Source organism: Lapidilactobacillus gannanensis (assembly GCF_003946675.1).
Taxonomy (GTDB): Bacteria; Bacillota; Bacilli; order Lactobacillales; family Lactobacillaceae; genus Lapidilactobacillus; species Lapidilactobacillus gannanensis.
Map to the genome: position 1 here is coordinate 38,700 of NZ_RHOT01000004.1, position 26,585 is coordinate 65,284.

Here is a 26,585-nt window from a genome sequence, read left to right on the forward strand (position 1 = left end):
GCAGTCAGAACCAATTCCGTTTCAAAAACTTCACCAGATTTTAGTGTCTTTGAACTTTGGCTTGAAATAAACTCAAGTCATCATGGTTCCCATATATCTTTGAAACAAACAAGCCAACAAAAAAACGCTGGTAGTCACTTCGCCAAAATGACGTTGTACTACTCAGCGAGCTTTTATAAAGCAACTATTCAATCCGATCAATTTCAATTTTAACAGAATCTGGCAACAATTGGGCCAAGGCCTTCATTAAGACCTCTAAATGTTGATTGAAGTTCATTTGGATTTGTTGACGTTCATTAATCACAAACAAAACAATCACCCGACTCTTCCCATTAGGCAACGTGACTGGGACCATTTTCAATGCGGTAATGCTTGAATAGTCAATAACTCGAGAAAATAAACCATTCGTGACTAAGCGTTTGCCACCGATTCCGCCAACGCCATCCATAATATTTAACGTAAAGAAGGCCGCCATTAAAATAATAAACGGCCAATTCATTGTGGGTACACTTAGCGCCCACGATCCAATTAAAATACTAAAAATCACAGGGGTGTACTTATATCGAGCACGAATAACAATTTGCGATTGCCAGTAGATTCCAAATGCCATACTACCTAATAAGGCAGCAATTAGAATGTACATTAACATAGTGCAACACCTCCATTACTGGTACTAATTTTACACTTATCCGCCTAAAATAACACCATCTGAGGTCTGAATTCTCAGTAATTAGTAGAATTGCTAGTCCGGTTATCTGTCTTAAGTCAGCAAACTTTCTAAATCAGGTAGCGCATGTTAGAATAAGCATAGCTAGGTAGTTTTGATTATTTTTTTCTTATTATTTTTTTTAATTATAATCAGCTTAATTATAATTAAAAAAAGTTATGCTTGCTTATTCCCTAATGATTTTTAATTATCAATCACATAAAACGCCGTCAATAAAACAATCTTCTTAAAACAGAGATAATAGATTATACTCAATCTAATTTTATATTAATTATAATTTACTTTTTTTTAGGACTATGTTATACTTTCCTCGAATGAAATCATTCGGGTTTTTTATTTTGGCATTCATTGTAAGTCAATGACAATTCAGTTGTCGTAATTGTCATAGTAATTAATTGGAGGTAAGCAAAATGGCGCATCGGAAGAAATTTATTGCAGTTTTAGCCATTGGTGTCATTGCGTTAGTTTTAAGGTTTGGGTTTAATTTAGGTTTAGCAGCACAAATTATTGTGACTGTTACTGGGGCATTGTTAGCATTATCCATGTTCGTCGAGATGATCAAAACATTACGTTCTGGTAAATATGGCGTGGATCTGCTGGCAATCATGTCAATTGCCGCCACTTTAATTGTTGGCGAGTATTGGGCCAGCTTGATGATTCTAGTCATGCTAACTGGTGGCGACTCTTTGGAAGACTACGCTGCTAACAAGGCCGGTGCTGATCTCAAGAACTTATTAAATAATTCACCACAAATTGCCCATATTAAAATTGATAATAAATTAGTCGACCGCAAAATCGACGAAGTAAAAATAGATGAAACTGCAGTCATCAAACCTGGCGAATCTGTCCCTGTAGATGGGATCGTGATTGCAGGTGAAGGTAACTTTGATGAGTCATCAATGACTGGTGAGTCACGGCCGGTTGCGAAGAAAATTGGTAGTGAGTTGCTTTCCGGGACTGTCAACGGCGATACGGTGATCACCATGCGGGTCACTAGAACGGCAACTGATTCTCAGTACCAGACAATTGTTAAATTAGTCAAAGAATCGGCCGATAAACCAGCACATTTTGTGCGGATGGCTGATCGTTATGCCGTGCCTTTTACAATTATTTCTTTGTTGATTGCTGGAATTGCTTGGATTGCCTCTGGTGACCCTCACCGTTTCGCTGAAGTATTGGTTGTTGCTTCTCCTTGTCCATTAATTTTGGCTGCACCGATTGCGTTGGTCTCAGGTATGGGACGCTCAAGTCGGAATAGCATTATTATTAAGTCCGGTACCTCCATTGAAAAAATGGCCCAAGCAAAAAGTATTTTCTTCGACAAAACTGGGACAATCACTACCGGTCATTTAAATGTTATTAGCGTACATCCTGCAACTAATATTAGTGAAACTGAGCTTATTCAAGCACTGGGTAATTTGGAAATTAACTCCGCACATATTTTTGCACGAGCAATTATCCGCTACGTAAATGACTTACCTGATTTCAAACATGAAACTGTGACTAACTTTAGTGAAACTAACGGTCAAGGTGTGAGTGGTACTTATCATGATGAAATCGTTAAAGCTGGTCGTCGAAATTTTATTGCTGTTGATGATGCTCCCCAGGTTGAGTTAAACGAAGGCGAATCAATTATTTATGTCGCGATTAATCAGAAATTTGCTGGTTATTTAACCCTAGCCGATAAAACACGGACCGAAGCGCCAACGACTATGTCTGCCTTGCAGCATTTAGGTGTCACACACCTAGCCATGATTACTGGTGACAAGCAGGAAACTGCCGAACATATTGCTGAGCAAGTCGGAATTACTGATGTTCATGCAGAGTGCTTACCACAAGATAAAATCAATTTAGTCGTCAATACCCCTGCTGAGCAACGACCAGTCATGATGGTTGGTGACGGTGTCAATGATGCTCCAGCCTTGGCGGCCGCAGACGTCGGGATTGCGATGGGTGCTTCTGGTGCAAGTGCGGCTAGTGAATCTGCCGACGCCGTAATTTTAAAAGACGATTTATCAAAAGTCGAAACTGCGATTAAGATCTCGCGGGAAACAATGAATGTTGCCCGTCAATCTGTTTTAATCGGTATTTTCATCTGTGTGGCTTTAATGTTGATTGCCGCTTTCGGGGTTATTCCTGCATTATTTGGTGCGATGTTGCAGGAAGTTGTGGACACAACTTCAATTCTGTGGTCATTGCGGGCACGGAAGACTCGCGAAACCAAGCGTGTTTTGCAAGCCGAAACTGATTAATAACAGTGCTGCTGTTGATTGAAACCAATTACAGATTCAAGTTCAAAAGCGCTAAAACCTGGTGAAGTTTATGAAACTAAATTGATTCCGACTCCATTACGGGCTGCGGGTTGTGGAACGCGGCCGACACTGATTGATGCCAATTAAAAACCAAATTGTCATCAATACAGGTCTTATTGTAAGTGCTAAAGCACCAACAATAATTTGGCGGCTGGCCATCCCGATCAGTCGCCTGATCAAAGCCTTTTTGAGGGTCCCACGATTCACCAAGCTTTAAGGTTTGATCATGCGCTTTGATTGGCCAGAACGGTAACATTCGCGATTTGGCTAACACCATCATACTCATAAGTCACTGGATAAGTGCCGGGCCTAGTCGTGTCAACAGATCCTTTAACAGTCACCTGATCAAGTGCTAGTGGTTGGCCATTATGATCAACAGCTTGGTCAAAGTTAGCCGCAGCCTGCCAATCTTCACCAACATAAATTGTTGAGTCATGTACTTTTAATGCGGCCAAATCTTTCTGGTTCAAGTAAGGTTGGAATACTTGGAAAGTTGTATCATCAGCACTTTCACCAGCAATACTGGACATATAAAAATAATAGGGATTTTGAACGACCTTGGTTGGTAAATTAGGCAGTTCCGTGAAGCCGGGTGCCATTTGCTCGCGAAATTTTGAATAAACAACTTGACCATCAGTTACCGTTCCCTCGGCCCCTTTATAAAAATAGCGGGCAACATCTACCATAATTCGCACGGCGGTACCTGCCCCAGCAGGAATACTTGCCGTTGCAACTTGACCACCAGGAAGTTTGATTTGATCCATTGGCATCTGGTAACGATCCACAGCCGGATCAATATAAGCAACTGGTAAAACTACAAATTGATTATGATATTCTAGTTGATCATAGCGCTTAGGATCTAAGCTTGACAGATCAGCAATCGAATTGTATTGAACATGAATTTCTTTAACGGCTGGTAACGCTGCAATTGGTGTGACATCCGTAATCCGATTACCGGTTAATTCAATCACCTTTAATTTCGTTAAACCGGCTAGTGGTGATAAATCAGTAATATCACCCCGAATAGCATCATTAGCAGCATAATTTAAATCACCACTACGTAATTCCAAATGAGTCAAATTAGTAGCGTATTCTAAGCCCGCTAATGAATAAGAACTTTCACCATCAATGTAAGTATTTCGCAGTTCTTGATAAGCGCCATCAGTTGGAAAACCGTCAAAGTTAGAAATTTTTGTTAAATATTGCAGGTCAGTTTGACTGATCTGACTTACATCAGTCCAGGTCTTACCAGCAGTATCGGCATTTTGATTCAACCAGTAAAGCACAATTTTTTGTAGGGTTTTGTTAGGTAACCAAACATTAATATCTTGATTGGTCGCTTCGGCTAGCGGTAACTTGGTCGTAGCCCCGACCACAGCATCAGTCTTAGCCACTGCTGGTTGCGGGTCATCACTAGGATGGTCGCCCTCATCAATATTGGTTGCAAACATTTCTGGCGTGGCTGCCGCCGTTTCATCGTCATTCATTGTCGCAGTAGCTGCTGTTGTTATTGAATCATTTGCCAACGTTGAATCATTTAATTGCGCAACGCTTTGATCTGTTTGTTCATTGGTTACGGCTGGCCCAGTTGCCTGCGAACTTGAATGTTCTTGTGTAACTGTGGCAGTTGCTGAGTCATTTGCTGCAAATACCGTCGTTGCTTGCGCAAGTGCGGGATTCAGCGCTGAACTTAAAAGTATAGCAGCAACGCTTGTTGTCATCGCAGTGGCGAACTTCCGTTTTTTCATTTTTTATCCCCCAGCTAAAAGCTTGTCATATAATTCGGTTATTCACTTTAGTTAACCTGTCTATTTAGGTTCAATTAAAGTGTAAAAAAATTATAGCAAATATTCTTTCAGTTTTCAGGTATTTTTATTAATTTTTATGAATATTATTTCCCGACCGTCACTTTACCATTATGAATTATTTATCCTGAAATAATTTGGTAATAGCTAGCATTATCTACATAGCGAATAATTTTATAATAAAAATACATTTAAAATCGTGCAGCAACTAATATTCATTCGAATGAATTCTTATCCAAAAATAATGACCGGAAAAATCGTTACTCCCTGTATCCGCTAAATAACGGTCTTTAATCGTCTGTTACAATAATAACCTTACTAAAATGAACTTTTAGTGGTTTTAATTATGGTTCACTCCTAAAAATAAATCAGTTTGATACTGCCTGGCCCCAAATCTTCAGCCGGAAAAATAATCATTGATAATTTTTAGGCAAATTGCCGAAGATGGCACTTTCTGAAATTGCAGCTTATTATTTTAGGATTTTCAAGGATTGTCACGCCAGTTTTGCTGTCCCCAGAAATTTTATTTTCTAATATTAGGACTCAGCTTTGTCAATCTCATTTAGCAGCTGAAACCTGTTTGCAAAAGGCAGTCAGTATTATTTTGCTGAAGGTCTTACGATCACATACCTACTTTTAAGAACAACAACTAAGACGCCATTTTCGGAAAAAGCACCGCCGCTGGTTTAAACTGGAATTTACTGTTGCTTATTTTTATACCGCGGTGCCAGAAGCATTGCTTACAGGTAACTGAAACTATGCTAAAATAGACTGTGTCTTGCTATTTTTATTAGACATTAATCGCGCTTAGAATTTAATTTAAACTAAGCAATTAGCCGTCATATTTCTCACAGAACGATAATTAGGAAGTAGGTATTTTTATGGGATTCTTCGATAGTTTGCGCAAAAAAGAAAAAAATGAACCAATAGAAAAAAAGGCCACTCAAGAAGTTGTTGTGAGCCAAATTCAAACGCCAGCACCAACGGCTGAAACCAAGCAAACTTTGCATGAGCAACGAACAGCAATTGAACAGCAATTAACTGATTTGGCGACTGATTATCGCCATTTAAAAGGTCAATTAAAACTGAAAGTTTTTGCTGAAAAGGCCGAACAGCAACAAGGATTAAAACAGGCGCAACAGGAATTAGCATTATTGGCTGATCGCACCCAACAAACTGCCGCTCATATTCAAGAATTAAAAAACGCTGATGATTCAGCGGCAACGGCGGCAATTACTGATTTACAGCAGCAGCAAACTGCTTTGCAAACCAAGATTGATCAGAGCCAAGCTCATCTCGATAGCCTCCAGCGTGAGCTAGATGACACTACCGAAGCTATTCGGAAAGTTATTTTAGCAATTGATCAGAACGAAAAACAAAGCGACGCCTTATCAACTGACATCAAGGCTGAAACTGATTTACAGAAAATGTATGAATTAATGAACCAACAAAAGCCAGAAGTTGATGACCTCTATCAAAAGAAGACTGTTTTAATCAGTACTCGCGAAGATCTCAATACAAAGATTACAGCCTTGGCTGCTCAGCGTGATCAAGCTGCTAACGAAACGGCTGAGTTGCACCAGCAACAAAGCAAACTAGCTCAGCAGCAACGGCAACAAGAAGCGACTTTACAGCAAGCACAAGAACAGCGGCAACGTGAGTTAACTGAGGCTCAGAACTATGCTGGTCGGCTTGAGCAAGAAACCAACCGTTCAAACCGTCGTGCCGAAAAACTCACCAAGAGTATCAAAGACTTACAAGATCATATCCAGAGTCTCTTTGATAACCAATTTTTATTGCGCCCACTTACTTTGGACACTCAACGGCAATATGTTGTTTATACGCCAGCACTAACATCCGAAAAGATGACCGTTCAATTAGCACTGTTACATTATTTGACTAAGCAATTAACAGTTGCACCTATGATTATTACCACCGATTATCAACAAAATGGTCAACAAGCGCAGCTAGACCAACTGGCTCAAGCTGATTTACCACAAATTGAGATTACGAATCTTTACGCCCAATTACAAAGTAGCGGTGAAGATACTGCTCCCCAAGTTCAGTTGCCACAAAATGATAATTGGGTTCAAAAGGCCGACGTCGCTAACAATCGAACTTCAATTTTTGATAAAGATCAGCACTTATTAATGACGGTTCACTTGCAGCAAGGAAACATTAGTCAAATTGATTACTTTACTAATGGTAAAAAAGTTAAAACTAATCTTTATAATGCCAAAGGCCAATTATCAGCTCATTATACTTTTGACGAGCATGAACGCTTGACCACAATCGATTATTACCGTTTAGACAATACCATTGTTTTAACGAAGACCTTTAATAAACAACAAGCCTTGGAAACAATTCAATTATTTGACGATCATGGCTTAGTCACTCATGTTTTTGCAACTGAAGACGAATTAATTACTTGGTGGTTGCAAGCATTGCTGGAAACTTTGGATCGCGAATATACTTTGATCGGCAGTCTAAATGTTAGCTACTATCCTACTTTAATGACGGCGCTACCGAAGTTAACAGTAATTCCTTTGTTGACTGGTTTGCCCCAACAACAAAAAGAACTGGTCACATTGCTCAAAGAACATCCACAACAAAGTCAATTTTTGGTTGGTGACGAACATGATTGGCAAGTACTTGCAGATAATACTGATCGTGATTTGGAAGTTGATGTTTTGCAAACAGCAGCTTTGGCTTTGCCACGTGATCTAACAACCACTGATTAGGCGTCATTGATTTAAATCTGGTTTTAGGCGGAATAGTACCAAGTCTTCCCCAATTTGGAGAGGTGGTTACTGGGCAATTTTGCGGACGCAAGCAGTGGATTAAATCTAAAGTTGGTTTTGGGCAAAATAGCGGACAACTCCGTTGCAGCCGGCGGGGTGCGGAACGCTGTGGGCATTGATTGAAGCTTATTGCTCCGCAACAATCTTCAATGCAAGCCTTATCCTAAGCGCTAAAGCGCCAAGGATAATTTCACTGCTACTCGCAGGCTCGGGCGCAAATTAAAACCATTGGCTGACAACCCGGCGACCTCCACTGCGTTTTGAATTAATTTGGTTCACTTTAGATTTAATCGATCTTAAGGCAGTGCTGACGGAACTAATTGTTGATTGCCCAGTTAACCACCAGATGAAACTAACAGAATTAAGCACCACTGTAAGCCAACCAGCTTGCAATGAACTACAAAGCCTGTGTGACAATCTTTCGAGATGGAATTGAAAGATATCATACAGGCTATTTTTGTCTTATTATTCAACTATTACTTGTGAGCGAATTGAGTTGATCAATTCTACTAGAACTGTCTTAACCACGTAACAACAGTGGAAGTCACTAACTCAACTCCAGACGGAATGGAGGGATCGGGTTGTCAGCCGCCAAATTATTCTTAGTGGCCGTGCCACTTAGAATAAGACTCGTATTTAAGACTTTGCAAAGCAAAGGCTTAAATCGATGTCGGCCGCGTTCCACAACCAGCAGCCCGCAATGCAGTCAAAACCAATTCTGTTTTAACAGCTTCACAGTTTTAGCTTTTTTGAACTTTGATTGGTAATTGCTACAATCAACCTCAGCCATTATTACAAAGCCAACTGTTGTTGCAAATACTTCAACAACACCTGTGCTTGATTATCCTGTTGATCCTTAGCACCATATAAGAGCACCACATCGCCATTTTGTAATTGTGTTTCAACAGTCTTAACAAATTCCGGCATTGCTGGATTAGCCTTGATTTCTTGTAAGTAGCGAGTTTTAAACTCAGCAAATTTTGTTTCATCATGATTGAACCATTTTCGTAACTCCGTCGTTGGCGCAACCTCTTTGGCCCACTGATCCAATTGTGCTTTCACTTTAGAAATTCCTCGTGGCCACAAACGGTCTACCAAAATCCGATAGCTTCCTGGTTCTGGTGTATTTTGATAAATACGTGCTATTTTTAGCATGATTATTCCTCCAATCAAATACTGAAGTATACTAGACTTGTCTTATTATCTCGGAATGACTAGTTAATGACCTAATCGTCGACTCAGACTGTGGTAATATTTTTATATGACAAGTTCTGTAACTGCCCTAACAATTCCATCATAAAGGTTCGCTAAATAAATGCAAACAATCCAGCATCCTACTATTTTAACGCCATCTTTTTTCGAAAAGTGTTCAACTTTAACAATTACCAGTGAGTTGCTCGGCAAATTATTAATCTATAACTCGCCTCAAGGGCAGGTAGGCGGCTACATCGTCGAAGCTGAAGCTTACTTAGGTCAAAAGGATCCTGGCGCTCACGCCTATCAAGGCCGACGTGTTCCTTCTAATGAGCCACTTTATGGTCAGCCTGGCACCATTTATATTTATGCGATTCGGGGATTCTATGCTTTTGACGTGGTGACGCAAGCAGCTGAGGAACCACAAGGTATTCTCATTCGTGGTTTGGAGCCAGCCATTGGTATCGCACAAATGCAGCAAAATCGGCCCCAACAACCAGACTTCAATCTAACTAGTGGGCCAGGAAAACTGATGCAAGCTCTGAATATTCATGACACTAGTCTGAATCAATTAGACTTCCAAAGCAGCCCTTTAAAAATCATTGCCGACCAAGCGCGAACTCCTGCCAAAATCAATTTCAGTGAACGAATTGGCGTTCGCACAAATAACGATTGGTCAGATCATTACCGTGCTTATGTTGCTGGTAACCCCTATGTTTCAAAAATGCGTAAGCGTGACTATGATCGGCAGCATTTTGGCTGGAAAAATTAATCTTTTATCTCGAAAAATTGTTACACCGGCCTAGTTATTAACGACGCTTTGTTTTCTAATAATTGGAAAAGAATTAGCACATGTCAATTAGATAAAAAACAGCTAAAATGTAGAAAAATATTCTGATAATAAGTAAATATTAATTGTAGGCAATCTAAAATCGTGGTATATTAACTTTTGGGGAAAGCGTACGAGTTACATTACATTATGGTAAAAACTCCACGTAGCTAATGATGAAATTATTGGAGGGAATCTTTGACGGATTCCCTCTATTTATTTGCTTAAAATGTTTAAACAAATCATCATTGCCCCAATCCAGTTAAGGAAATGATCAACTAGAATCACCACCGTAAACAGCAACTAATGGGGAGATTAGCGTTTCGGTTTAATTTCATGTATTGTGCTTCAAAATTATTGCTTACTGAGGGGTAAGTCGCCTAAATCTTTTGGGAGAAGATTTAGTAGCCAATAATAGCCAATTAACGCTTTTAGCGTATAAAAGGGAGCACAATACATTGAAAACTAGCAAAAAGTTCCAAACAATTTCTTTATTGATCGCAAGTGTCGGATTATTAACAGCCTTGGCCATCAAGCCACAGGTTACTAAAATTGATGCCCAAGCAGATCCAGATAGCACCGTTTTATTATCAGCTAAGCAACAAGTTGCTTATCAGAAAACAACCACAAACAAATTAGTTAACAGCAAAGACAGTGCGCTACAGCATCAAGTAGAAATGAAGCGGGCGGCAGCTCAGGCAGCTGCTGCAGCTGCGAAACAGGCAACTGAAGATGCTGCTAATCGCAAGGCACAAGAAGAAGCCGCTGCCACTACTAACAGTCAAGCTGCCAGCACAACAACTGACAGTACTGCTAGCAATGAAGCGACGACTTCCGAGCCCACTACAGCCACTGCCACCGTTAACCAGAATCAAACAACAGCAACAGTTGCAACGACTGCACAACAAGCTACTGCCGCACAACCAACTAATGGTTTAAATATTGCTGGTCAACATTTTGCCATCGGCGGTTCTTTCACTGCTACTTCTGGTAATGAAACAGTGCCAACTGATACAGTCTATCGTTGGTCTGTTATTCCATCAGTTATCTTAGTTGACGCTGGCTATGGTGCTGCCCACAATGCTGTTGTAAGTTTAGGCACTGGTAGCAGTGTCACTATCGACGGCGCACAATTATCAGTTTCTGGTATTTACCAAGAAAACTGGTCAAGTTTGAATAGCAACATTGGTAGCACTATGAGCTTAATGAAACAACATCGGGCTGTTATCCAAACTTGCATGTCTGCCAGTGACAATCCTTTGATTCGGTTAACTTTCTTGGATTAAGGCGTTTTTCATTCAGACCAGACGACCTAATTGGGGTCACGCTATTCCTAAGCTAATATCTATTATTTATTGTCCGTATTTAAACCATGACAATCAAATTTAATGGCCTCATTTAGGCATCAAAAGAAATTGAATCGTTAAGACCAATAGTCTGTTTGACAATCTCTAGTTTTATCTAGAATAATTGTCAAACAGACTTTTAATTTAATATCGGCCGTTTTTTAAATGCTCTGCTAATTTAATCGTCTCATTAGACAACTAGGGCCAGATAATTGGTGCTAATAGCCAAAATATTTCGATTTTTGGCAATCATATCCGGGTTTCCGGGGTTCATAAGAGTTTAACCGTCAGCTTCAAAGGCATCGTTAAAGCTGAGCGTGCTTGCTGGTCCTAACAACTTTTATCCCGCTATTTTCTGCTTGTTTTGTCAGAAGAACAACTTGACAGATTGACGAGAAAAACGTTATCGCCTGTGTTAAGATGTAAGGGGAAAAAGATTTTTATGATGGAGGTTTTTTCATGTCCGAACAAAACATTGAACGCGCATGTACAACAATTTTAGTTGGTAAAAATGCCAGCATTGACGGTTCAGTAATGATTGCCCGCAATGATGACACTTTTCATGCTGTAGCACCACATCGTTTCTATATGCACCCAGCCGTTCACGGTGAGAAGGGTCGTATTTTGAAGTCATATCTCAATGGCTTCCAAATGGAATTACCTGAAAATGGTTATCGTTACCCAGCCGTTCCTAACGTCGACTATAAGACTTTAGGCTATTACGACGAAAGTGGGATCAACGAAAAGAACGTGGCCATGAGCTGTACCGAAAGTACTTATGGTAACGAACGGACGTTAGCTTTTGACCCACTAGTTAAAGATGGTCTTGACGAAGACTGCATGCAAACTGCTGTCTTACCATATATTGACTCTGCAAAAGACGGGGTTAAATATTTAGGTTCATTAATCAAACGCTTTGGTTCACCTGCTGGTAACTCAGTTTTATTTGGTGACAAAGATGACGTTTGGTACATGGAAATCGTTACTGGTCATCATTGGGTTGCGCAACGGATTCCTGACGATGCTTATGTGATTGCAGCTAACCAAGTTGCCATCCAACAAGTTGACTTCAGTGACACTGACAACTTTATGTGGTCTGAGGGTATTCAAGAATTCGTCGAAGAACATCATCTAAATGTTGACCAAACAGGCTGGAATTTCCGCCACATTTTTGGTTCTTCAAACGAAAAAGACCGTCACTATAACACACCACGTGTTTGGTATGGCCAACATATCTTGAATCCAGAAATTGAACAAGATCCTGAAAGCAGTGAATTACCATTCATCTGCCGGACTAGCCATAAGATCTCACCTGATGATATTGAATATATCTTAGGTTCACACTACAACGAAACTAAATTTGATCCATTAAGCAAGGGCAATGAGGATACTAAATATCGTTATCGTCCAATCGGCTTAAATCGGACCCAAAACTCTCACATTTTGCAATTACGGAATGATGTTCCTGAAGAATTTTCTGCTGTTATGTGGTTAGCAATTGGTTATCCAACATTTACACCGTACATTCCATTCTTCACCAATGCCACTGATACTGACCCATCATTCAACAACACATCATTAACTTATAACTTTGACGATGCTCATTGGTTGTATCGGTCATTGTCAGTTTTAGTTGAATCTAACTACAAGCATTTTGTCCAAGATGATTTAGATTACTTGAAAGAATGCCGTCAAGAATTACGGGCTCAAGTTGCCAAAATCGATGCTGAAGCCAAGAACTACTCTGGCGAAGCTTTAACTGACTTCTTAACTAAGCAAAATTATGAAACCGTTAAATTAATGCGTGAAAAGGCAACTGACTTTATGGGTCGCTTGTATACTAAGGGCATTACTTTATCGCAATTGACATTCAATATGGATCGTAATCTATAATTATCAACTCTCCTGTTGAACAAGAAGTCTCGTCCTAGCATGGAATCAAAAATCATTCAGTCATATATTTAGGTTATTTCATTGGGGAGCGCTAACAGCAAACCAAGAATCAAACCTAACGAAGAGTCTGGGACATAAGTCTATTCTCCAAAAAATAATACAAACTTTCGTTGCTGAAATTTGTTCTCAAAAGGCAACCGGTTCCGCTTAACGTAAAAATGCCGCGCAATTCTAACGAATTGTTCGGCATTTTTCGTTAATGCTCACCGACTGACCACCTTTTGTCACACTCGCTTTTTTAAAGCTTAATTTCAGATTTTGACAAAGTTTGCAGTTAAAAATAAAATTTTTACCTCATTTTCTGAAAAGTTTCACTTTAAATAGAATTTATAGTAAAATGAGTAATTGATACAGTTTTCTATTCCAAATTCCAACGAAATGAAGTGTAAAATATTGACAACGCCAAAATTTACGCCGCTTCTTTTAGGTAGTGACATTAATGTTTATGGTATGGCCCGGTCTTTTTACGAGCAATATGGTGAAAAGGTAAAAGCGGTTGCCGGCGTTCAATTTGCGCCGACACGTTATAGCAAGATTATTGACATTGATTTGCGTCCCGGCTTCAATGAAGATCCAGTTTTCATTACTGAAATGCGCAAACTTGCTAAAGTTTATCAGAATCACTCTGAACCAGTTATTTTGGTTTCATGTAGTGATGGTTACACTGAGTTGATTGCTAAGCACAAAGAAGAACTCAGTAAAACTTTCGTCTGTCCTTATGTTGATTATGATTTACTCAAACAGTTAAATAACAAAGAGCGCTTTTATGAAATTGCTGCAGAACATCATCTGCCTCATCCTGAAACTAAAATTATTACCAAGGACGATTACACTGCTGGCAATTTGGTTCAGCCGTTTAACTATCCGGTCGCTTTAAAACCAGCCAATAGTGTGGAATGGTTGGATATTCATTTTGAAGGACGTAAGAAAGCTTTCACGATTCACTCAGAAACAGAATTTCGCGATATTGTTGGTAAAATCTATGACAACGGCTACACTTCTCATTTGATTTTACAAGACTTTATTCCCGGCGACGATTCCAATATGCGGGTGCTAAACGCCTACGTTGACCAACATCACCACGTTAAAATGATGTGTCTTGGTCATCCCTTATTGGAAGATCCGACACCTCAAGCAATTGGTAATTACGTTGCAATCATGCCGGACTATGACCAGACCATGTACGAAACCGTGCAGAAATTCTTAGAGGAAATCAACTACACTGGCTTTGCTAATTTCGATTTAAAGTATGATAGCCGCGACCACCAATTCAAATTTTTTGAAATTAATTTACGTCAAGGCCGGAGCAGTTTCTATGTCACATTAAATGGTTACAATTTGGCTCAATATTATGTCCGTGATTACGTACTTGATGATTTGGACCAAGCAGCAACAGTCTACGGTAATAAGAATAAAGCCCAGCATAAGCTTTGGCTCGGTGTTGCCGTCAAGACTTTCAAGAAATATGCAGTTGACAACGACGCCAAAAAAGCGGCTTTGGAATTAATCCGGCAGGAACGTTGGGGCAACACTTTATACTTCCACCAAGATCTTAATTTAAAGCGGCGGCTATTGTTAGGATATATGGATCATAACTATGTTAAGCGCTTTGCCAAGTATTATCAGATCAATAAAGGGCGCGATTTTCACTAATTGCAACTAAAGCCTGGTGAAGATGTTAAAACAAAATTAGTTCTGACGCCATTCCGGGCTGCGGGTTGTGGAACGCGGCGGCCGTCGATTTGAGTCAACTACAGACCCAAGTTCAAAAGCACTAAAACCTGGTGAAGTTTTTAAAACGGAATTGGTTCTGACTGCATTCCGTGCTGCGGGTTGTGGAACGGTGCCGACATCGATTTGAGCTTATTGCTACGCAACAATCTCGAATACGAGTCTTATTCTAAGCGATAAATCGCTAAGAATAATTTGGCGCCTGACAACCCGGTCCCTCCATTCCGTCTGGAGTTAGGTTAGTGCTTTTCACTGTTATTTGTGGTTAAGGCAGTTCTAGTAGAATTGATCAACTCAATTCACTCACCAGTAATAGTTGAATAGTTAGACAAAATAGCCTGTGTGATACCTTTCGATTTTATCTCGAAAGATTGTCACACAGGCTTTGTTGTCTACTGCAATCTGATTTTCTACTCAGTGGTGCTCAATTCTGTTAGTTTCATCTGGTGGTTGCTGGGCGATTGGCGTCAGGGAAGGGGTTTTCTTTGCGTACGAGCGATTTTGCGAGAAGCAGTGAAATTATTCTTAACGGTTTACCGTTTAGAATAAGGATTGTATTTAAGATTTTTCGTAGAAAAAGCTTAAATCAATGCCCACGCCGTTCCACGCCCTAAAATCGCCCAGCAATCACCTTTTCAAATTGGGGAAGACTTGGCACCAGTTTAAGCAGCGTTCCGCACCCCGCTGGCTGCAACGGTGGTGTCATCTATTCCGCCTAAAACGTTTTTTATCATTTAGGATCTGGCCTAAAACATTTTAAAAAATCATTGAAAAATAACTGTCTAGTCAGCGCTTAAAAAGTGAATTGTAGTATACTTAAGCCGGAGGTGAGTGAGATGGAAGATTTAGAGCATTACCAGGTTTCAACGATGCATTATTCGCGAATTATGATTGCCGTTGATGACGATGATTTTGTTTCGTCACGGCGGGCTTTTGATTATGCTTGTACTGTAGCTAAGATCTACAATATCCCTCTTGGCGTAGCGATGGTTTTAGAGACGGGCGACTTAAATATTTTTCAGTCGTTATCTCCGGACGTTTTGAGCAAACGCCGTCAAGAAATCTCACGGGACTTAAATAGTTATTGTGATAAGGCCCGTGATTTTGGGGTAATGGAAGTTCAACCGTTCCTTAGCGAAGGTACCCCTGGTCATGAAATCGTTGAAAAAGTTGTGCCATCATTTAAACCTGATTTGTTAGTGATCGGTTCAGAAACAAAGCCTGGTCATCGTAAAACAATTGGGACGCAAGCTGCTTATATTACACGCTACGCACCATGTTCGGTCATTGTCGTTCGTTCTGATGCCAAGCGCCAAGAAATGTTGCAGGACTTGAGTAAATAACCGCAGTAGCGTAATGCCTGTTACTGCTTCAGCAAAAACATGCTAATAATAATTAATTTAATTGTCATCGAGTCTGGGACATAAGTCTATTTCCCAAAAAATAATACGAACTTTCGTTGCTGAGACGTGTTCTCAAAAGGCAACCGGTTCCGCTTAACGCGAAAATGCTGAGCAATTCTAACGAATTGTTCGGCATTTTTCGTTAATGCGCACCGGCTGACTGCCTTTTGTCACACGCTCTTTTTTTAAGCAATTTTGACCACTCTAGTTTTCATTGACTGATCAAAAAAGTATCCTTTTGCCCCCTTCACCATTACCAGTCGAAACCGTCCAGCACTTGTCTATGCATATTAATATCATTTAGATACTTATCTATTCATAACTAGACTAGTTTGTGTATAAGATAATACATAATAATTGACCCTAAAAGGGCACTATTTTACGATTGGTCTGTGATGAGAGTGCTTACATCAAGACTCTCGCAACTATTTTTAGGGGGGTGAAATAAATGAAATGGTTCAAAAAATATCATCTAGAATTATTGTTAGTTTTGCCAATGACTTTTTATATTCTTGGTTTCACGCTCTTACCACTAATTAGAACCATCATTCTCGGTTTTCAGAATCGCTACACCGGGAAATTCTCACTATCAACTTATCAAGCCCTATTTGCGCGACCAGATTTTTTAAAGTCGATTTCAAATACTTTTGTGATTGCATTGCTTAGCTTAAGTATTCAAATCGTCATTGCTTTTATCATTGCCCTTGTATTGAAGCAACGATTCCACGGGCGTTCAATCATTAGGGCGATTGTTTTAATGCCGATGGGGATTCCCACAATCGTTTCAGGAATCATTGCGCTTTATGTTTTCGGAACTTCTGGATATTTTAACGAGTTACTCTTCAAATTGCATTTAATTACGAAGCCCATTAATTGGCTGACCGGTAATTTCAAAGGCCTACTAATTATTGCACTGGCTGACATGTGGAAAGTCCTACCTACCCTAGTGCTATTGTTATTAGCTGGTCTAGATAGCATTAGCCAGGATATCTATGAAGCGGCTGAGCTGGATGGTGCTAATTCTTGGCAATCATTTCGCTTCATCACCTTACCATTATTAAAACCAACCATTACCATGGCAGTACTATTACGCGCAGTTGATGTCTTCCGAATTTTTGAATTGCCACAAGTATTAGTTGGAAAATCTGTCCCCTTTGTCTCGACTTTTGCTTATGAAGAATATGATATTGGCGATCTTAACGGCTCTGGTGCCGCCTCAACAATTCTTTTATTAATGATTCTAGTTTTCGCCATTCTCTGGTTGAAGTTTGTTGATCGTGGCGGCAGCTTTGGTAATGACTCATAATGCCAGTCAAATTAAGGAAGTGAGCAAATGACTAAAAAAGCTTGGCGTAAATTCGGCTTTATTCTACTCGTGACAGCAATTAGCTCGTTAATGGTTGTGCCAGTTTATTTACTTTTTAAAATTTCAATCAGCCGACCAGATGAAGTGCTGACCCAACATCCGACATTTTTTGTTCATCATTTCGATTTTTCTCATTGGCATGATGTCTTAGTTTCCGGTAATCTCTGGGCACCTTTACGCAAAAGTTTGATTGTGGCAACCGGAACGATGATTTTTGCAACTATCATTGTGGCGCCAGCATCTTACGCCATCTCGAGATTAGACCGTAAAGTAAAGCTGGCTTATATTGGTTCGTTATTTTTTACGAAAATGTTTCCCACGGTTGGGATTGCCCTGCCAATCGCTGTGACCTTTACTAAATTAAATTTGGTTGATTCTGATGTCGGCTTGATTTTAGCCCACTTAATCAACGAACTGCCCTTCATGGCCTGGATTTTACTCTCAACTTTTAGTGCCATTCCTAAGGCCTTGGAGGAAGCAGCCATGGTTGACGGTGCGACAAGAATGCAAACTTTAAGAAAAATTGTTTTCCCTGTTGCTACTCAAGGAATTGCTGTGGCGGCACTTTATGTCTGGTTAAATTCCTGGAACAAGTTCACTTTTGCCCTTTATCTATCTTTAACCACGCAAACCCTGCCATTGGAAGTTTATTACTATGTCCAGCGTGGTAGCTTTTTTGAAACGGCAGCTTACTCAACTATTTTAGCCATCCCGGTTATTTTTATTACTTTTATTTTGCAACGCTATTTAAAATCCGAGTATTTAAGCGGTACTGTCAAATAACGCATAGGAGGCGTATTTAAAATGAAAAAAACAGCAAAATTTGCCTTTTTGGCAACAACATTAGGAACTAGTTTACTCTTGTTAACAGGCTGCAGTACTAGCCAAAAATCCAGTACCAGTAGTCAGACTAAAACACTCAATGTCACAATGGGCCTAAGCGAAGACGAATGGAAAGTCATGCGCCAAGATATTTTGCCTGACTTCGAAAAACAATCCGGAATCAAAGTAAACGCAATTCAAATGGAATCCACCGATGTACAAAAAAAGCTTGAAGCCTCAGCCGGCGCTAACAAAAATCAGATCGACGTTATTGCTCAAGATTTAAACACGACTGCTAAATTAGTTAACGAAGGATTGATGCGCGACTTAACCGCTGATCGCAAGATTATTCCGGCAGCCACCTATGCCAAACAAAAGTCAATCGGCGTCTTTGGTGGCAAAACTTATTTTCTACCATATCGCCCCAACGTTGAGATCAACTACTATAACCAAACTAAATTCAAAGAATACAATTTACAACCACCCAAAAACTGGGATGAGTTATTGAATGTTGCCAAAACATTCCAGGACAAAGAACAGCTGGGCCGCGTTGGTCTTAAATTTGACAGCAGTGGCGCTGCAATTGAAATAGTCGAATTTATTCGTAGTGCTGGTGGTGACCCACTAATTTTAAACGATAAAGGCTCGATCACCGCTTTCACTTATTTACAAAAACTCTGGCCATATTTATCACCAGACAGTCAAAAAGGGACTTTCTCAACCACCAACACTTTTTTAGCCAAGGATGAAGTTTACTATATGCCAAATTGGCCTTTCGCAACTAATATTATTGTTGGTGATGGTGGCCGTAAAGATATCCTAGCTGACGCCGGATTCGCTGGTCCTAAAGGTGAAGTTAAAACCTTAGGTGGCGAAGTACTGGGCATTACTAAAAGCACGACCAAAACCAAAGAAGCTTTAACTTTCATAAAATATATGGAATCAAAAGCTGTTCAGAAGAAATTACTTGAAAAAAATGGTTGGCCATCTTTCCGTGAAGACGTCACCGGTGCAATTACTGGCTGGCAAAAACCATATTATCAAGCGACTGATCAAGCACTAAAGGTTGCGGAGCCATTGCCAAATGTACTCTATTGGGCTGACGAGACGGCTATTTTAAATGATGTTCTTCAAGAAATCTGTGTACAGCGGAAAGAGATTAAGCCAACTTTAGATAAGTATGCGCAACAATTGAAAGCCTTACAAAATGAGGCCAAGTAATAACTCGGCGGCTGTCGATTGAAGCCAATTACAAATCTAAGTTCAAAAGCGTTAAAAACCTGGTGAAGTTTTTGAAACGGAATTGGTTCTGACTGCATTGTGGGCTGCTTGTCGTGGAACGTGGCCGGCTGATTGAAACCAATTACAAATCAAAGTTCAAAAGCGCTAAAACCTGTGAAGTTTTTGAAACGGAATTGGTTTTGACTGCATTTCGGGCTGCTTGTCGTGGAACGCTGCGGCCGTCGATTGAAGCCAATTAAAAACCAATTGTCTTCAATTCGAGGCTTATTGTAAGTGCTAAAGCACTAACAATAATTTCGCGGCTGACGACAAGATCCCTCCATTCCGTCTGGAGTTGAGTTAGTACTTTTCACTGTTGTTAGTGGCTAAGGCAGTGTTAGTAGGATTGGTCAACTTAATTCACTCAGCAGTAATAATTGAATAGTAAGGCAAAAATAGCCTGTATGACATCTTTCAATTCCATCTCGAAAGATTGTCACACAGGCTTTGTAGTTCACTGCAATCTGGTTTTCTTACAGTGGTGCTCAATTCTGTTAGTTTTATCTGGTGGTTGCTGGGCGATTGGCGTCAGGGAAGGGGCTTGCTTTGCGTACGAGCGATTTTGCGAGAAGCAGTGAAATTTGACTTGCTGCTTTAGCAGTTAGTCAAAGCCTCGTATTTGAGATTGTTGCGTTAGCAATAAGCTCAAATCGATGGCCACGCCGTTCCACGCCCTAAAAATCGCCCAGCAACCACCTCTTCAAATTGGGGAAGACTTGACACCAGTTTAAGAACCATTCCGCACTCCGCCGGCCGCGGAGTTGTCCGCTACTTTGCCCAAAACCAACTCTAGATTTAAATCATGCGTCTACTAAAGCCAACTTAATCATTAGGAAAATGCTGATCCAAAAATTCTTCAAGCCGATAGCGCTGTGCTGTTGGTAAGGCGCCGTGCTCGATGAAACCCTTTAATTCTAATTGATCTAATCCCACTGCGGTAGCGAGTTGACTTAAATTCAAGTTTTCTTTTGTAAGTACACGATTAACTTTCTCTCGTTGTTGTTGCAAACGAACTCGTTGTGCCAGGCTAATAATAAAAATTAAAATTAACATGGCAATAATTGAAAACCACTTATTGGCTTGCCAAAAACGAGCCAACCAGAAATAGGCGGCAAAGAAAAGAGCAGCAATCAGCACCAGAATTGTATAATCACGTCGTTGTTTTTTCGGCATTCATTAAACCTCCGAATATTAATATGCCTATCATAGCATAAAAGGCAACCTGATAACCGATCAATTAGTCGGCACTCACGTCATTACACGACTGTAGTGTACTTCATCACCACAATCTGAGCCACTGTTCATCAGCAGTCGCTTACCAAATCAGCAGTTTCAGGGTATACTAGTAGTAGGTTATAATTATATTTGGAGGTTTCGGCATGACAGACACAACTAGTTCTGAACAAATCGTCAGTGATGAAGTTGGACGGGCATTTTTAGCATTTTATCTAGATATTTTCAAGAGTAATGAAATGGACTTATTAACAATTTTTGACGTGAAAAATCAGATTCCTGAGGTCAATCATTTCTTAACTTTAGCACCTCATACTAAGAAGGAAGATGTCTTGCAAGAATTGCTGGAAAATCGTCATCCTGAATTAACTGATATTTTAAAAAACATTATGGCTAAGTACCCCGATGTTGCCACAATGAAAACACCAGCAGCTTGGCATAACTGGTATACTGAAACTTTAGATCAAGTTGCTCAAAGAACTTCCCGCGATTAATTTCTCGTTCTTTTGGACAAGAAAAATCAGCCTTGAGGTCAATTGAAGAAAGTGACCTTTCTTAAGATAATATGTAGTAAACATGGAGGCTTGCAGATGGATAATTTAGTAAAGAATATTAAACGTAATATGTGGCTACGTGGCTTAGTTTTCATTCTCTTTGGTCTATTAGTCGCAATCAAACCAGATTTAATGATTAATTTAGTCATTAAATTATCAGCTGGTTTCTTACTGGTAATGGGGATCATCAATTTTGTTAGTGGGTTACGCGAACGTAACAGTGGCGAATCAATGAACGGTAACATGATTGTTGGTATTATTGAAGCAGTCGCCGCCATTTTCGTTTGGATTTTTGCCCGCGCACTTCTGAATATGATTCCTTTCGTCCTCGGAATCATCCTATTAGTTCATGGTATTAATTTCTTGATTCAAGTTCACGGTCATCGTAAGTACGTTAATGTTAGTACTTTACCAAGTTACATTTACGGTGTCCTAATTCTAATCGCTGCCGTTGTAATGATTTTTAATCCTTTCTCAAGCTTCACCATCCTCTTCCGCGTCTTTGGTTGGTTGCTAGTTGTTATGGGGATTATCGAAATCTTCGGCACTCGTATTTTTGGAAAATAAGTGGCCTGTTTCAACACAGACTTGCGCTGATCAGTTAAACAATCTTTACTACAACGAGCCTGTGACATCAATCTTCATACAAAAATAAAACGAACTTTAGTTGCTAAAACGTGTTCTCAAAAGGCAACCGATTCCGCTTAACGCAAAAATGCCGCGCAATTCTAACGAATTGTTCGGCATTTTTCGTTAATCCGCACTGGCTAACCACCTTGGTCGCACGCTATTTTTTTAGTTTTTCCAAAAAATATTCGGCGGCCAAAATTGTAACCTCGTTATTCAGCTGGCTGCTAAAACCGTTCTCAGTTTGAAAGCAAGCATTAAACTAGTCGTGATTTGTTTCAGGAGTAAAAACTACTTTTTCTAATTCATTGGCAACTAACTTAAGTTGATTGTAATCACCAGCGTAATTACTCATCAGAATAATCCCCGACTGCCCATCCTTACTAACATGAATTGTCGAACCAAAGTAGACGCCAGCGCCATTAGCTAGCTTAGATTGAGGGCGATTATAAAAACCACCGCCATAATTTCCGGCAAAAAGAATGTTGGCGTCAGCTTTACTAATTAAAGTACCATCCAGCATACTACGAACTGTGACATAGAAATCACCAACACTCATAAAGATTTGACCAGTGCCAAGCTCGTAATGTTGTTGATTCAAGTCGAGCGTCAAACTCTTTTGATAGGGTGCCTCACGGGGACCATTATACGACGTTGCTGCTAAATCATGATCGGTTAATTCATAACTGAAAGCTGTTTGGGCTAGTTTTAAACGGCGGACAATTCGCTGCATAACTAAATCATGGTAGCTTTTACCGGTCACCTTTTCTAAAATACCTGCTAAAAGTACATAATTAACAGCCTGGTAATTCGATTTATTGTAGAAATTAGCATTAAACTGTAACCGTTTAATGTCCTGTGTAATGGTCATCTCATCGTTAACAAATGGACCCGTACCCATACTGCCCATGGTTAGTCCTGAAGTCATATTTAGCATTTGACGAATAGTAATTGAGTGGCTATACGAAACATCAGGGTAATACTTGGCTAAGGTATCTGTCAGTTTTATTTTGCCAGCAACAACTTGTTGCATGATCAAAGTTCCCGTAATCGCCTTTTGCATGGAATTAATGTTAAAAGTTGTATCTAAGCCATTGCGGCGATTCGTTGTCAGGTTGGCAAAACCGTTGGCCGAAACAGCCACTATCTGGCCATGCTTGACGATAATACCGGTGCCAATGAACCCAATATTACGCAAACTAGTCACCAATTTAGTTTGCAATTCGGAGTTAGTTGGTCCCATTAAGTGACTACTTAACTGATGCTGATTTGGCGCAATTTTAGGTGCTGGTGTTTGTTTAGGGCTAGCTTTGACACTTGCTCTGATTGACTGTTTAGGAAGATTATCACGCTTAATTGCATACCGTCGCCCTGCAGTCCAACTTACAATCACTAATAATAGCGGCAGAAAAATCGCGATTGGAATCAATAGTTTGCCAGTTTGCTTTTTCGGTCGTTTCATTCATCAAGCCACCCTTATTTATTGCTTGCTGTAAAAACAAATTCTTCTAGCTGGCCAACAACAGCCTTCATATCATTATAGTTTGTCATATAATTCGACAATGTAATAATCGCGGCTTGACCATCATTACTAACATGAACAGTCGAACCAAAATTCACGCCGGCACCATTGGCAATTTTAATGCCATTAGTCTGATTATAAAGACCACCACCATAGGCACTCGACTTGCATTCGCTACTGTGATTAAAGTGCCATTTAGCGCACTTCTTATAAACAGATAGAAGTCCGCTGCCGACATATATAATTGTCCAGTTCCTAGCTCAAAATGTTGCTGATTTGGATCCAGTGCCACAACTTGTCGGTAAGGATTACTGAGTGGTCCCCCATAACCTAACGGCACTGTCATCGTACCGAGATCATAGCCAAAAGTGGTGTCAGTTAGATTCAGCGGCTCGGCAATGCCTTTTTCAAATAATTCCTGATAACTTTGCCCAGTCACTTGCTCCAGAATCCCCGCCATCAAAACATAATTAATCGGTTGATAAGTCATTTTATTATACCACTGCGGCTGAAATTGAAGCCGCGCAATATCATCAGCAATCGTCGCCTGATCACTAACATATGTGCCACTACCCATGGAAGCCATGGTCAGCCCTGAAGTCATCGTCAGCATTTGGGCAATCGTAATGTTTTGACTATTGGCAATTTGTGGATAGTAATCGGCCAATTTATCAGTTAATTGCAAGCGACCTTGCTGGATTTGTTGCATCATTAAAACACCGGTAACACATTTTTGCATTGAATTAATATTATATGGCGTATTCAAAGTATTCTTCTGGCCAGTACTCGCATTGGCATCACCATTAGCCCATGTGGCTCCGATTTGACCCTTTTCAGCAATAATCCCCGTCCCAATAAACCCAATATTCTGTAACTTAGCGCTTAGTTGTGCTTGAAGTTGTTGATTCGTTGTGCCAATTAATTTAAGCTCAACCTTTGACGCTTGGGGCTTAGCTTTTAACTTATTTGTTGGTAACACGCGATGATTATTGATTGGCTGTTTAGTAGCATTACGCTGGCCAGTTGACCAATTAGCCGCGATAAAAATAATTGCAAAAAAAATGATCACCACAATTAGCAATTTTCTTGATTGTTTACTTTGCTGCTTCATCCTTACCACCTCTAATTTGATAAACCAGGGGGAAAATGTTAAACCAAGTCCTTATTCAAGAACTGATGCAGCCATTTCTAAACAAACGGCATAAAATCCAGTAACAGATTTTATGCCATTAACTAACTGTATTTGTCCCGCTTAATCTCAACGACAACTTATTTCAGCGACTGTTGCCAAGCCTTGGTGAAGTAGTAATTATTGATTTTGTACGTTGGTGTTGTTTGGTGTTTAGTCAAGAATGGTTTAACTGACTCATCCATTCGTAACCAGCCGCGCCACCCCAAATGAATCGTATCTTCCATGTAGTAACTTTGATCGCCATCCTCAGATAAATCAATAATGCGATTAAAGCCTTGGCTGGTTAACTGCTGCTTAATTTTAGCAGTTGTTTGTCGCCACATTGGTAAAGATAGACCAGTATAATTAATCCATTTCTGATTAATTGGCGGTAAAACAAATTGAACATCGACATGTTCAGCAGCAAGTTGTTGTAGAACTAATTGGAAGTCAGCATATTCTGGTGACTTCCGATAGTCGATCCAGCCCTGACTGTTCTTCAAATTCTTAACTGCTTTACCACGCAAGCGCTGATTATAAAAACTATTTTTGATGCCAAACTCATTGTTTGAAGTCTCCTGCTGACCAAGCTTTGTTGCCAGCGTATATAACTGTTGCTGATTATCAGTTGCTGGTAACTTCTTGCCAGCATTAATAATTCGTTGCAAGTTATTATCAAGATGGAAACTGGAGAAAAAGACATCTTCATTACGCAGCACTTGTTGACGCCGCTTCAACCAGAATCGTTCGAAGCCACTAAGCTTTTCACCAGCAGCAATTTTTTCTAAAGCTGTGTTAATAGTGGTACTGGCTTGGCCTGATGGCATTTGCAAGAGACGTCGCGCTGCATAGCGATTAGCCAGCGTATCGTTAGCCGATAAAATCCAATCAATCGCTTGTAAAGGCGAATAGTAATAGCCAAAAGCATCTGGTCGTTGTCCACCCTTAGTAAACCACTGTGGTGAAATAATGAAGACAACTTTTTTATTACGGATTTCTGATTTCATTTCTTGCAACATGAAGAAATGATTCAATGACTGACTACCCGGGCCACCTAAAAGTAATGTCTGGTAATTACGGTCATATTTGCGTGCTAAAACTGATGGGTGCAACGGATCAATTCGTGACAGTTCAGAAGAACCGATAAATGGGACGTAATTTTCTTTGATGGCAGTATCTTTTATTTTTTCACCGCGATAAACATTCGTTGACATCGAAACCGCTGCTTTTTCGACGGCATGTTTACTTGGTGTCAGTCCTTGCCAAGGGATTAAGAAAATCGCGAGGGCGGCAACAATTGCAATGAGGACTGGTCCAAAAATCTGCCAGAGCTTCTTGCCATTTTTCATTTTAAGCTCGCAACTTTCGCAACAATTTTATTAGGAGTATCCCAATCATTCCGGTCAAATTCTGAAACTGGCACATCAATGTCTAATTGATCTTGCAAATCAAGCAACAATTGCACAGTTGCCATAGAATCCAACAACCCAGTCGCAAAGATATTCTCATCCATCTTGCCACTTAAATCTTCACCAGTTAAATCATTCAAAATTGAAAGTACTTTTTGTTCATCAGTCATAATTAATACCAACCCTTCTATTTTTATGAGAGTGTGAGGAGCGACGCACCTTTGGCGTAGGATAATTTCGATAATTTGATTGGGCGGTGTTAACCGACCGAGCAAATTATCAAATTAGCCATAGCCATTTGTCGCCTCGAACACGTTTATACCAAGTTGTGAGGAGTGCCGGTTTTTTGGCGTAGTACAATTTTAAATATTTGCATGAGCTGGTGCAACCAGATCGTGTGAATATTTAAATTGTACCTAGCCATTTACCAGCCCGAACACGTTTTAATCAAGTTGTGAGGAGTTGCGGGAGTCGGCGTAGGATAACTTCAAATATTTTG

22 protein-coding genes are annotated in these 26,585 nt (G+C 40.0%); 12 read left to right on the forward strand and 10 right to left on the reverse strand.

What is annotated here, in order from left to right:
* Nucleotides 1–184: 184 nt before the first annotated feature.
* Nucleotides 185–649, reverse strand: a complete 465-nt coding sequence (locus tag EKM81_RS01985) for a hypothetical protein (protein ID WP_125647655.1) — start codon at nucleotides 647–649, stop codon at nucleotides 185–187.
* Nucleotides 650–1,137: 488 nt separating this feature from the next.
* On the opposite strand from EKM81_RS01985, the gene EKM81_RS01990 reads away from it, so the two are divergent.
* Nucleotides 1,138–2,979, forward strand: coding sequence for a heavy metal translocating P-type ATPase (locus EKM81_RS01990; protein ID WP_125647657.1), 1,842 nt, complete (start codon nucleotides 1,138–1,140; stop codon nucleotides 2,977–2,979).
* A 76-nt stretch (nucleotides 2,980–3,055) separates the two neighbouring features.
* Here the strand turns inward: EKM81_RS01990 and EKM81_RS11560 are convergent, their stop codons facing one another.
* Both EKM81_RS11560 and EKM81_RS02000 read right to left on the reverse strand, forming a co-directional pair.
* Nucleotides 3,056–3,325, reverse strand: coding sequence for a bacterial Ig-like domain-containing protein (locus EKM81_RS11560; protein ID WP_125647660.1), 270 nt, complete (start codon nucleotides 3,323–3,325; stop codon nucleotides 3,056–3,058).
* Nucleotides 3,264–4,787, reverse strand: coding sequence for a bacterial Ig-like domain-containing protein (locus EKM81_RS02000; RefSeq protein WP_125647663.1), 1,524 nt, complete (start codon nucleotides 4,785–4,787; stop codon nucleotides 3,264–3,266). Before EKM81_RS02000 ends, EKM81_RS11560 begins: the two co-directional genes overlap by 62 nt.
* A 938-nt stretch (nucleotides 4,788–5,725) precedes the next feature.
* Here EKM81_RS02000 and EKM81_RS02005 point away from each other — a divergent pair.
* Nucleotides 5,726–7,585: a coiled-coil domain-containing protein gene (locus tag EKM81_RS02005; RefSeq protein WP_125647666.1), complete on the forward strand. Its 1,860-nt coding sequence runs from the start codon at nucleotides 5,726–5,728 to the stop codon at nucleotides 7,583–7,585.
* Nucleotides 7,586–8,437: 852 nt separating this feature from the next.
* Here EKM81_RS02005 and EKM81_RS02010 read toward each other — a convergent pair.
* The gene (locus tag EKM81_RS02010) at nucleotides 8,438–8,800 is read right to left on the reverse strand and encodes a DUF488 domain-containing protein (protein ID WP_125647669.1); all 363 of its coding nucleotides are present in this window, start codon (nucleotides 8,798–8,800) and stop codon (nucleotides 8,438–8,440) included.
* A 160-nt stretch (nucleotides 8,801–8,960) separates the two neighbouring features.
* Here EKM81_RS02010 and EKM81_RS02015 point away from each other — a divergent pair, with 160 nt between their 5' ends.
* From EKM81_RS02015 to EKM81_RS02050, 8 genes are all read left to right on the forward strand, one after another.
* A complete protein-coding gene (locus EKM81_RS02015; protein WP_125647672.1) occupies nucleotides 8,961–9,611 on the forward strand; it encodes a DNA-3-methyladenine glycosylase in 651 nt (216 codons plus the stop codon).
* A 515-nt stretch (nucleotides 9,612–10,126) separates the two neighbouring features.
* Complete coding sequence (locus tag EKM81_RS02020) at nucleotides 10,127–10,954, forward strand: hypothetical protein (RefSeq protein WP_125647675.1); 828 nt, start codon at nucleotides 10,127–10,129, stop codon at nucleotides 10,952–10,954.
* A gap of 519 nt (nucleotides 10,955–11,473) precedes the next feature.
* Complete coding sequence (locus EKM81_RS02025) at nucleotides 11,474–12,907, forward strand: C69 family dipeptidase (protein WP_125647678.1); 1,434 nt, start codon at nucleotides 11,474–11,476, stop codon at nucleotides 12,905–12,907.
* Between the two features lie 510 nt (nucleotides 12,908–13,417).
* Nucleotides 13,418–14,620, forward strand: a complete 1,203-nt coding sequence (locus EKM81_RS02030; RefSeq protein WP_225420149.1) for a carboxylate--amine ligase — start codon at nucleotides 13,418–13,420, stop codon at nucleotides 14,618–14,620.
* Between the two features lie 914 nt (nucleotides 14,621–15,534).
* Nucleotides 15,535–16,041: a universal stress protein gene (locus EKM81_RS02035; protein ID WP_125647684.1), complete on the forward strand. Its 507-nt coding sequence runs from the start codon at nucleotides 15,535–15,537 to the stop codon at nucleotides 16,039–16,041.
* A gap of 508 nt (nucleotides 16,042–16,549) precedes the next feature.
* Nucleotides 16,550–17,407 (forward strand): carbohydrate ABC transporter permease, encoded by an 858-nt coding sequence (locus EKM81_RS02040; RefSeq protein WP_164509168.1) that lies wholly within the window; start codon nucleotides 16,550–16,552, stop codon nucleotides 17,405–17,407.
* A gap of 27 nt (nucleotides 17,408–17,434) precedes the next feature.
* Entirely contained in the window at nucleotides 17,435–18,250 is an 816-nt protein-coding gene (locus EKM81_RS02045) for a carbohydrate ABC transporter permease (protein WP_125647687.1), read from the forward strand.
* A gap of 21 nt (nucleotides 18,251–18,271) precedes the next feature.
* Nucleotides 18,272–19,510, forward strand: coding sequence for an ABC transporter substrate-binding protein (locus EKM81_RS02050; RefSeq protein ID WP_125647690.1), 1,239 nt, complete (start codon nucleotides 18,272–18,274; stop codon nucleotides 19,508–19,510).
* Nucleotides 19,511–20,392: 882 nt separating this feature from the next.
* Here the strand turns inward: EKM81_RS02050 and EKM81_RS02055 are convergent.
* Nucleotides 20,393–20,743, reverse strand: coding sequence for a hypothetical protein (locus tag EKM81_RS02055; RefSeq protein ID WP_125647693.1), 351 nt, complete (start codon nucleotides 20,741–20,743; stop codon nucleotides 20,393–20,395).
* Nucleotides 20,744–20,949: 206 nt separating this feature from the next.
* Here EKM81_RS02055 and EKM81_RS02060 point away from each other — a divergent pair, with 206 nt between their 5' ends.
* Nucleotides 20,950–21,297 (forward strand): hypothetical protein, encoded by a 348-nt coding sequence (locus tag EKM81_RS02060; RefSeq protein WP_125647696.1) that lies wholly within the window; start codon nucleotides 20,950–20,952, stop codon nucleotides 21,295–21,297.
* Between the two features lie 96 nt (nucleotides 21,298–21,393).
* Entirely contained in the window at nucleotides 21,394–21,924 is a 531-nt protein-coding gene (locus EKM81_RS02065) for an HdeD family acid-resistance protein (RefSeq protein WP_125647699.1), read from the forward strand.
* A 322-nt stretch (nucleotides 21,925–22,246) separates the two neighbouring features.
* Here EKM81_RS02065 and EKM81_RS02070 read toward each other — a convergent pair whose 3' ends face one another.
* From EKM81_RS02070 to dltC, 5 genes are all read right to left on the reverse strand, one after another.
* Complete coding sequence (locus EKM81_RS02070) at nucleotides 22,247–23,446, reverse strand: serine hydrolase domain-containing protein (protein ID WP_125647702.1); 1,200 nt, start codon at nucleotides 23,444–23,446, stop codon at nucleotides 22,247–22,249.
* Between the two features lie 14 nt (nucleotides 23,447–23,460).
* Nucleotides 23,461–23,604, reverse strand: a complete 144-nt coding sequence (locus EKM81_RS11080; protein WP_164509169.1) for a hypothetical protein — start codon at nucleotides 23,602–23,604, stop codon at nucleotides 23,461–23,463.
* Complete coding sequence (locus EKM81_RS02075; RefSeq protein ID WP_125647705.1) at nucleotides 23,601–24,617, reverse strand: serine hydrolase domain-containing protein; 1,017 nt, start codon at nucleotides 24,615–24,617, stop codon at nucleotides 23,601–23,603. The genes EKM81_RS11080 and EKM81_RS02075 overlap by 4 nt, the downstream gene beginning before the upstream one ends.
* 158 nt (nucleotides 24,618–24,775) lie before the next feature.
* The gene (gene dltD / locus EKM81_RS02080) at nucleotides 24,776–26,026 is read right to left on the reverse strand and encodes a D-alanyl-lipoteichoic acid biosynthesis protein DltD (RefSeq protein WP_125647708.1); all 1,251 of its coding nucleotides are present in this window, start codon (nucleotides 26,024–26,026) and stop codon (nucleotides 24,776–24,778) included.
* Nucleotides 26,023–26,256 carry a D-alanine--poly(phosphoribitol) ligase subunit DltC gene (gene dltC / locus EKM81_RS02085; protein WP_125647711.1) on the reverse strand — a complete coding sequence of 78 codons (234 nt, stop codon included), beginning with the start codon at nucleotides 26,254–26,256 and terminating at the stop codon, nucleotides 26,023–26,025. The genes dltD and dltC overlap by 4 nt, the downstream gene beginning before the upstream one ends.
* Between the last annotated feature and the right edge of the window lie 329 nt (nucleotides 26,257–26,585).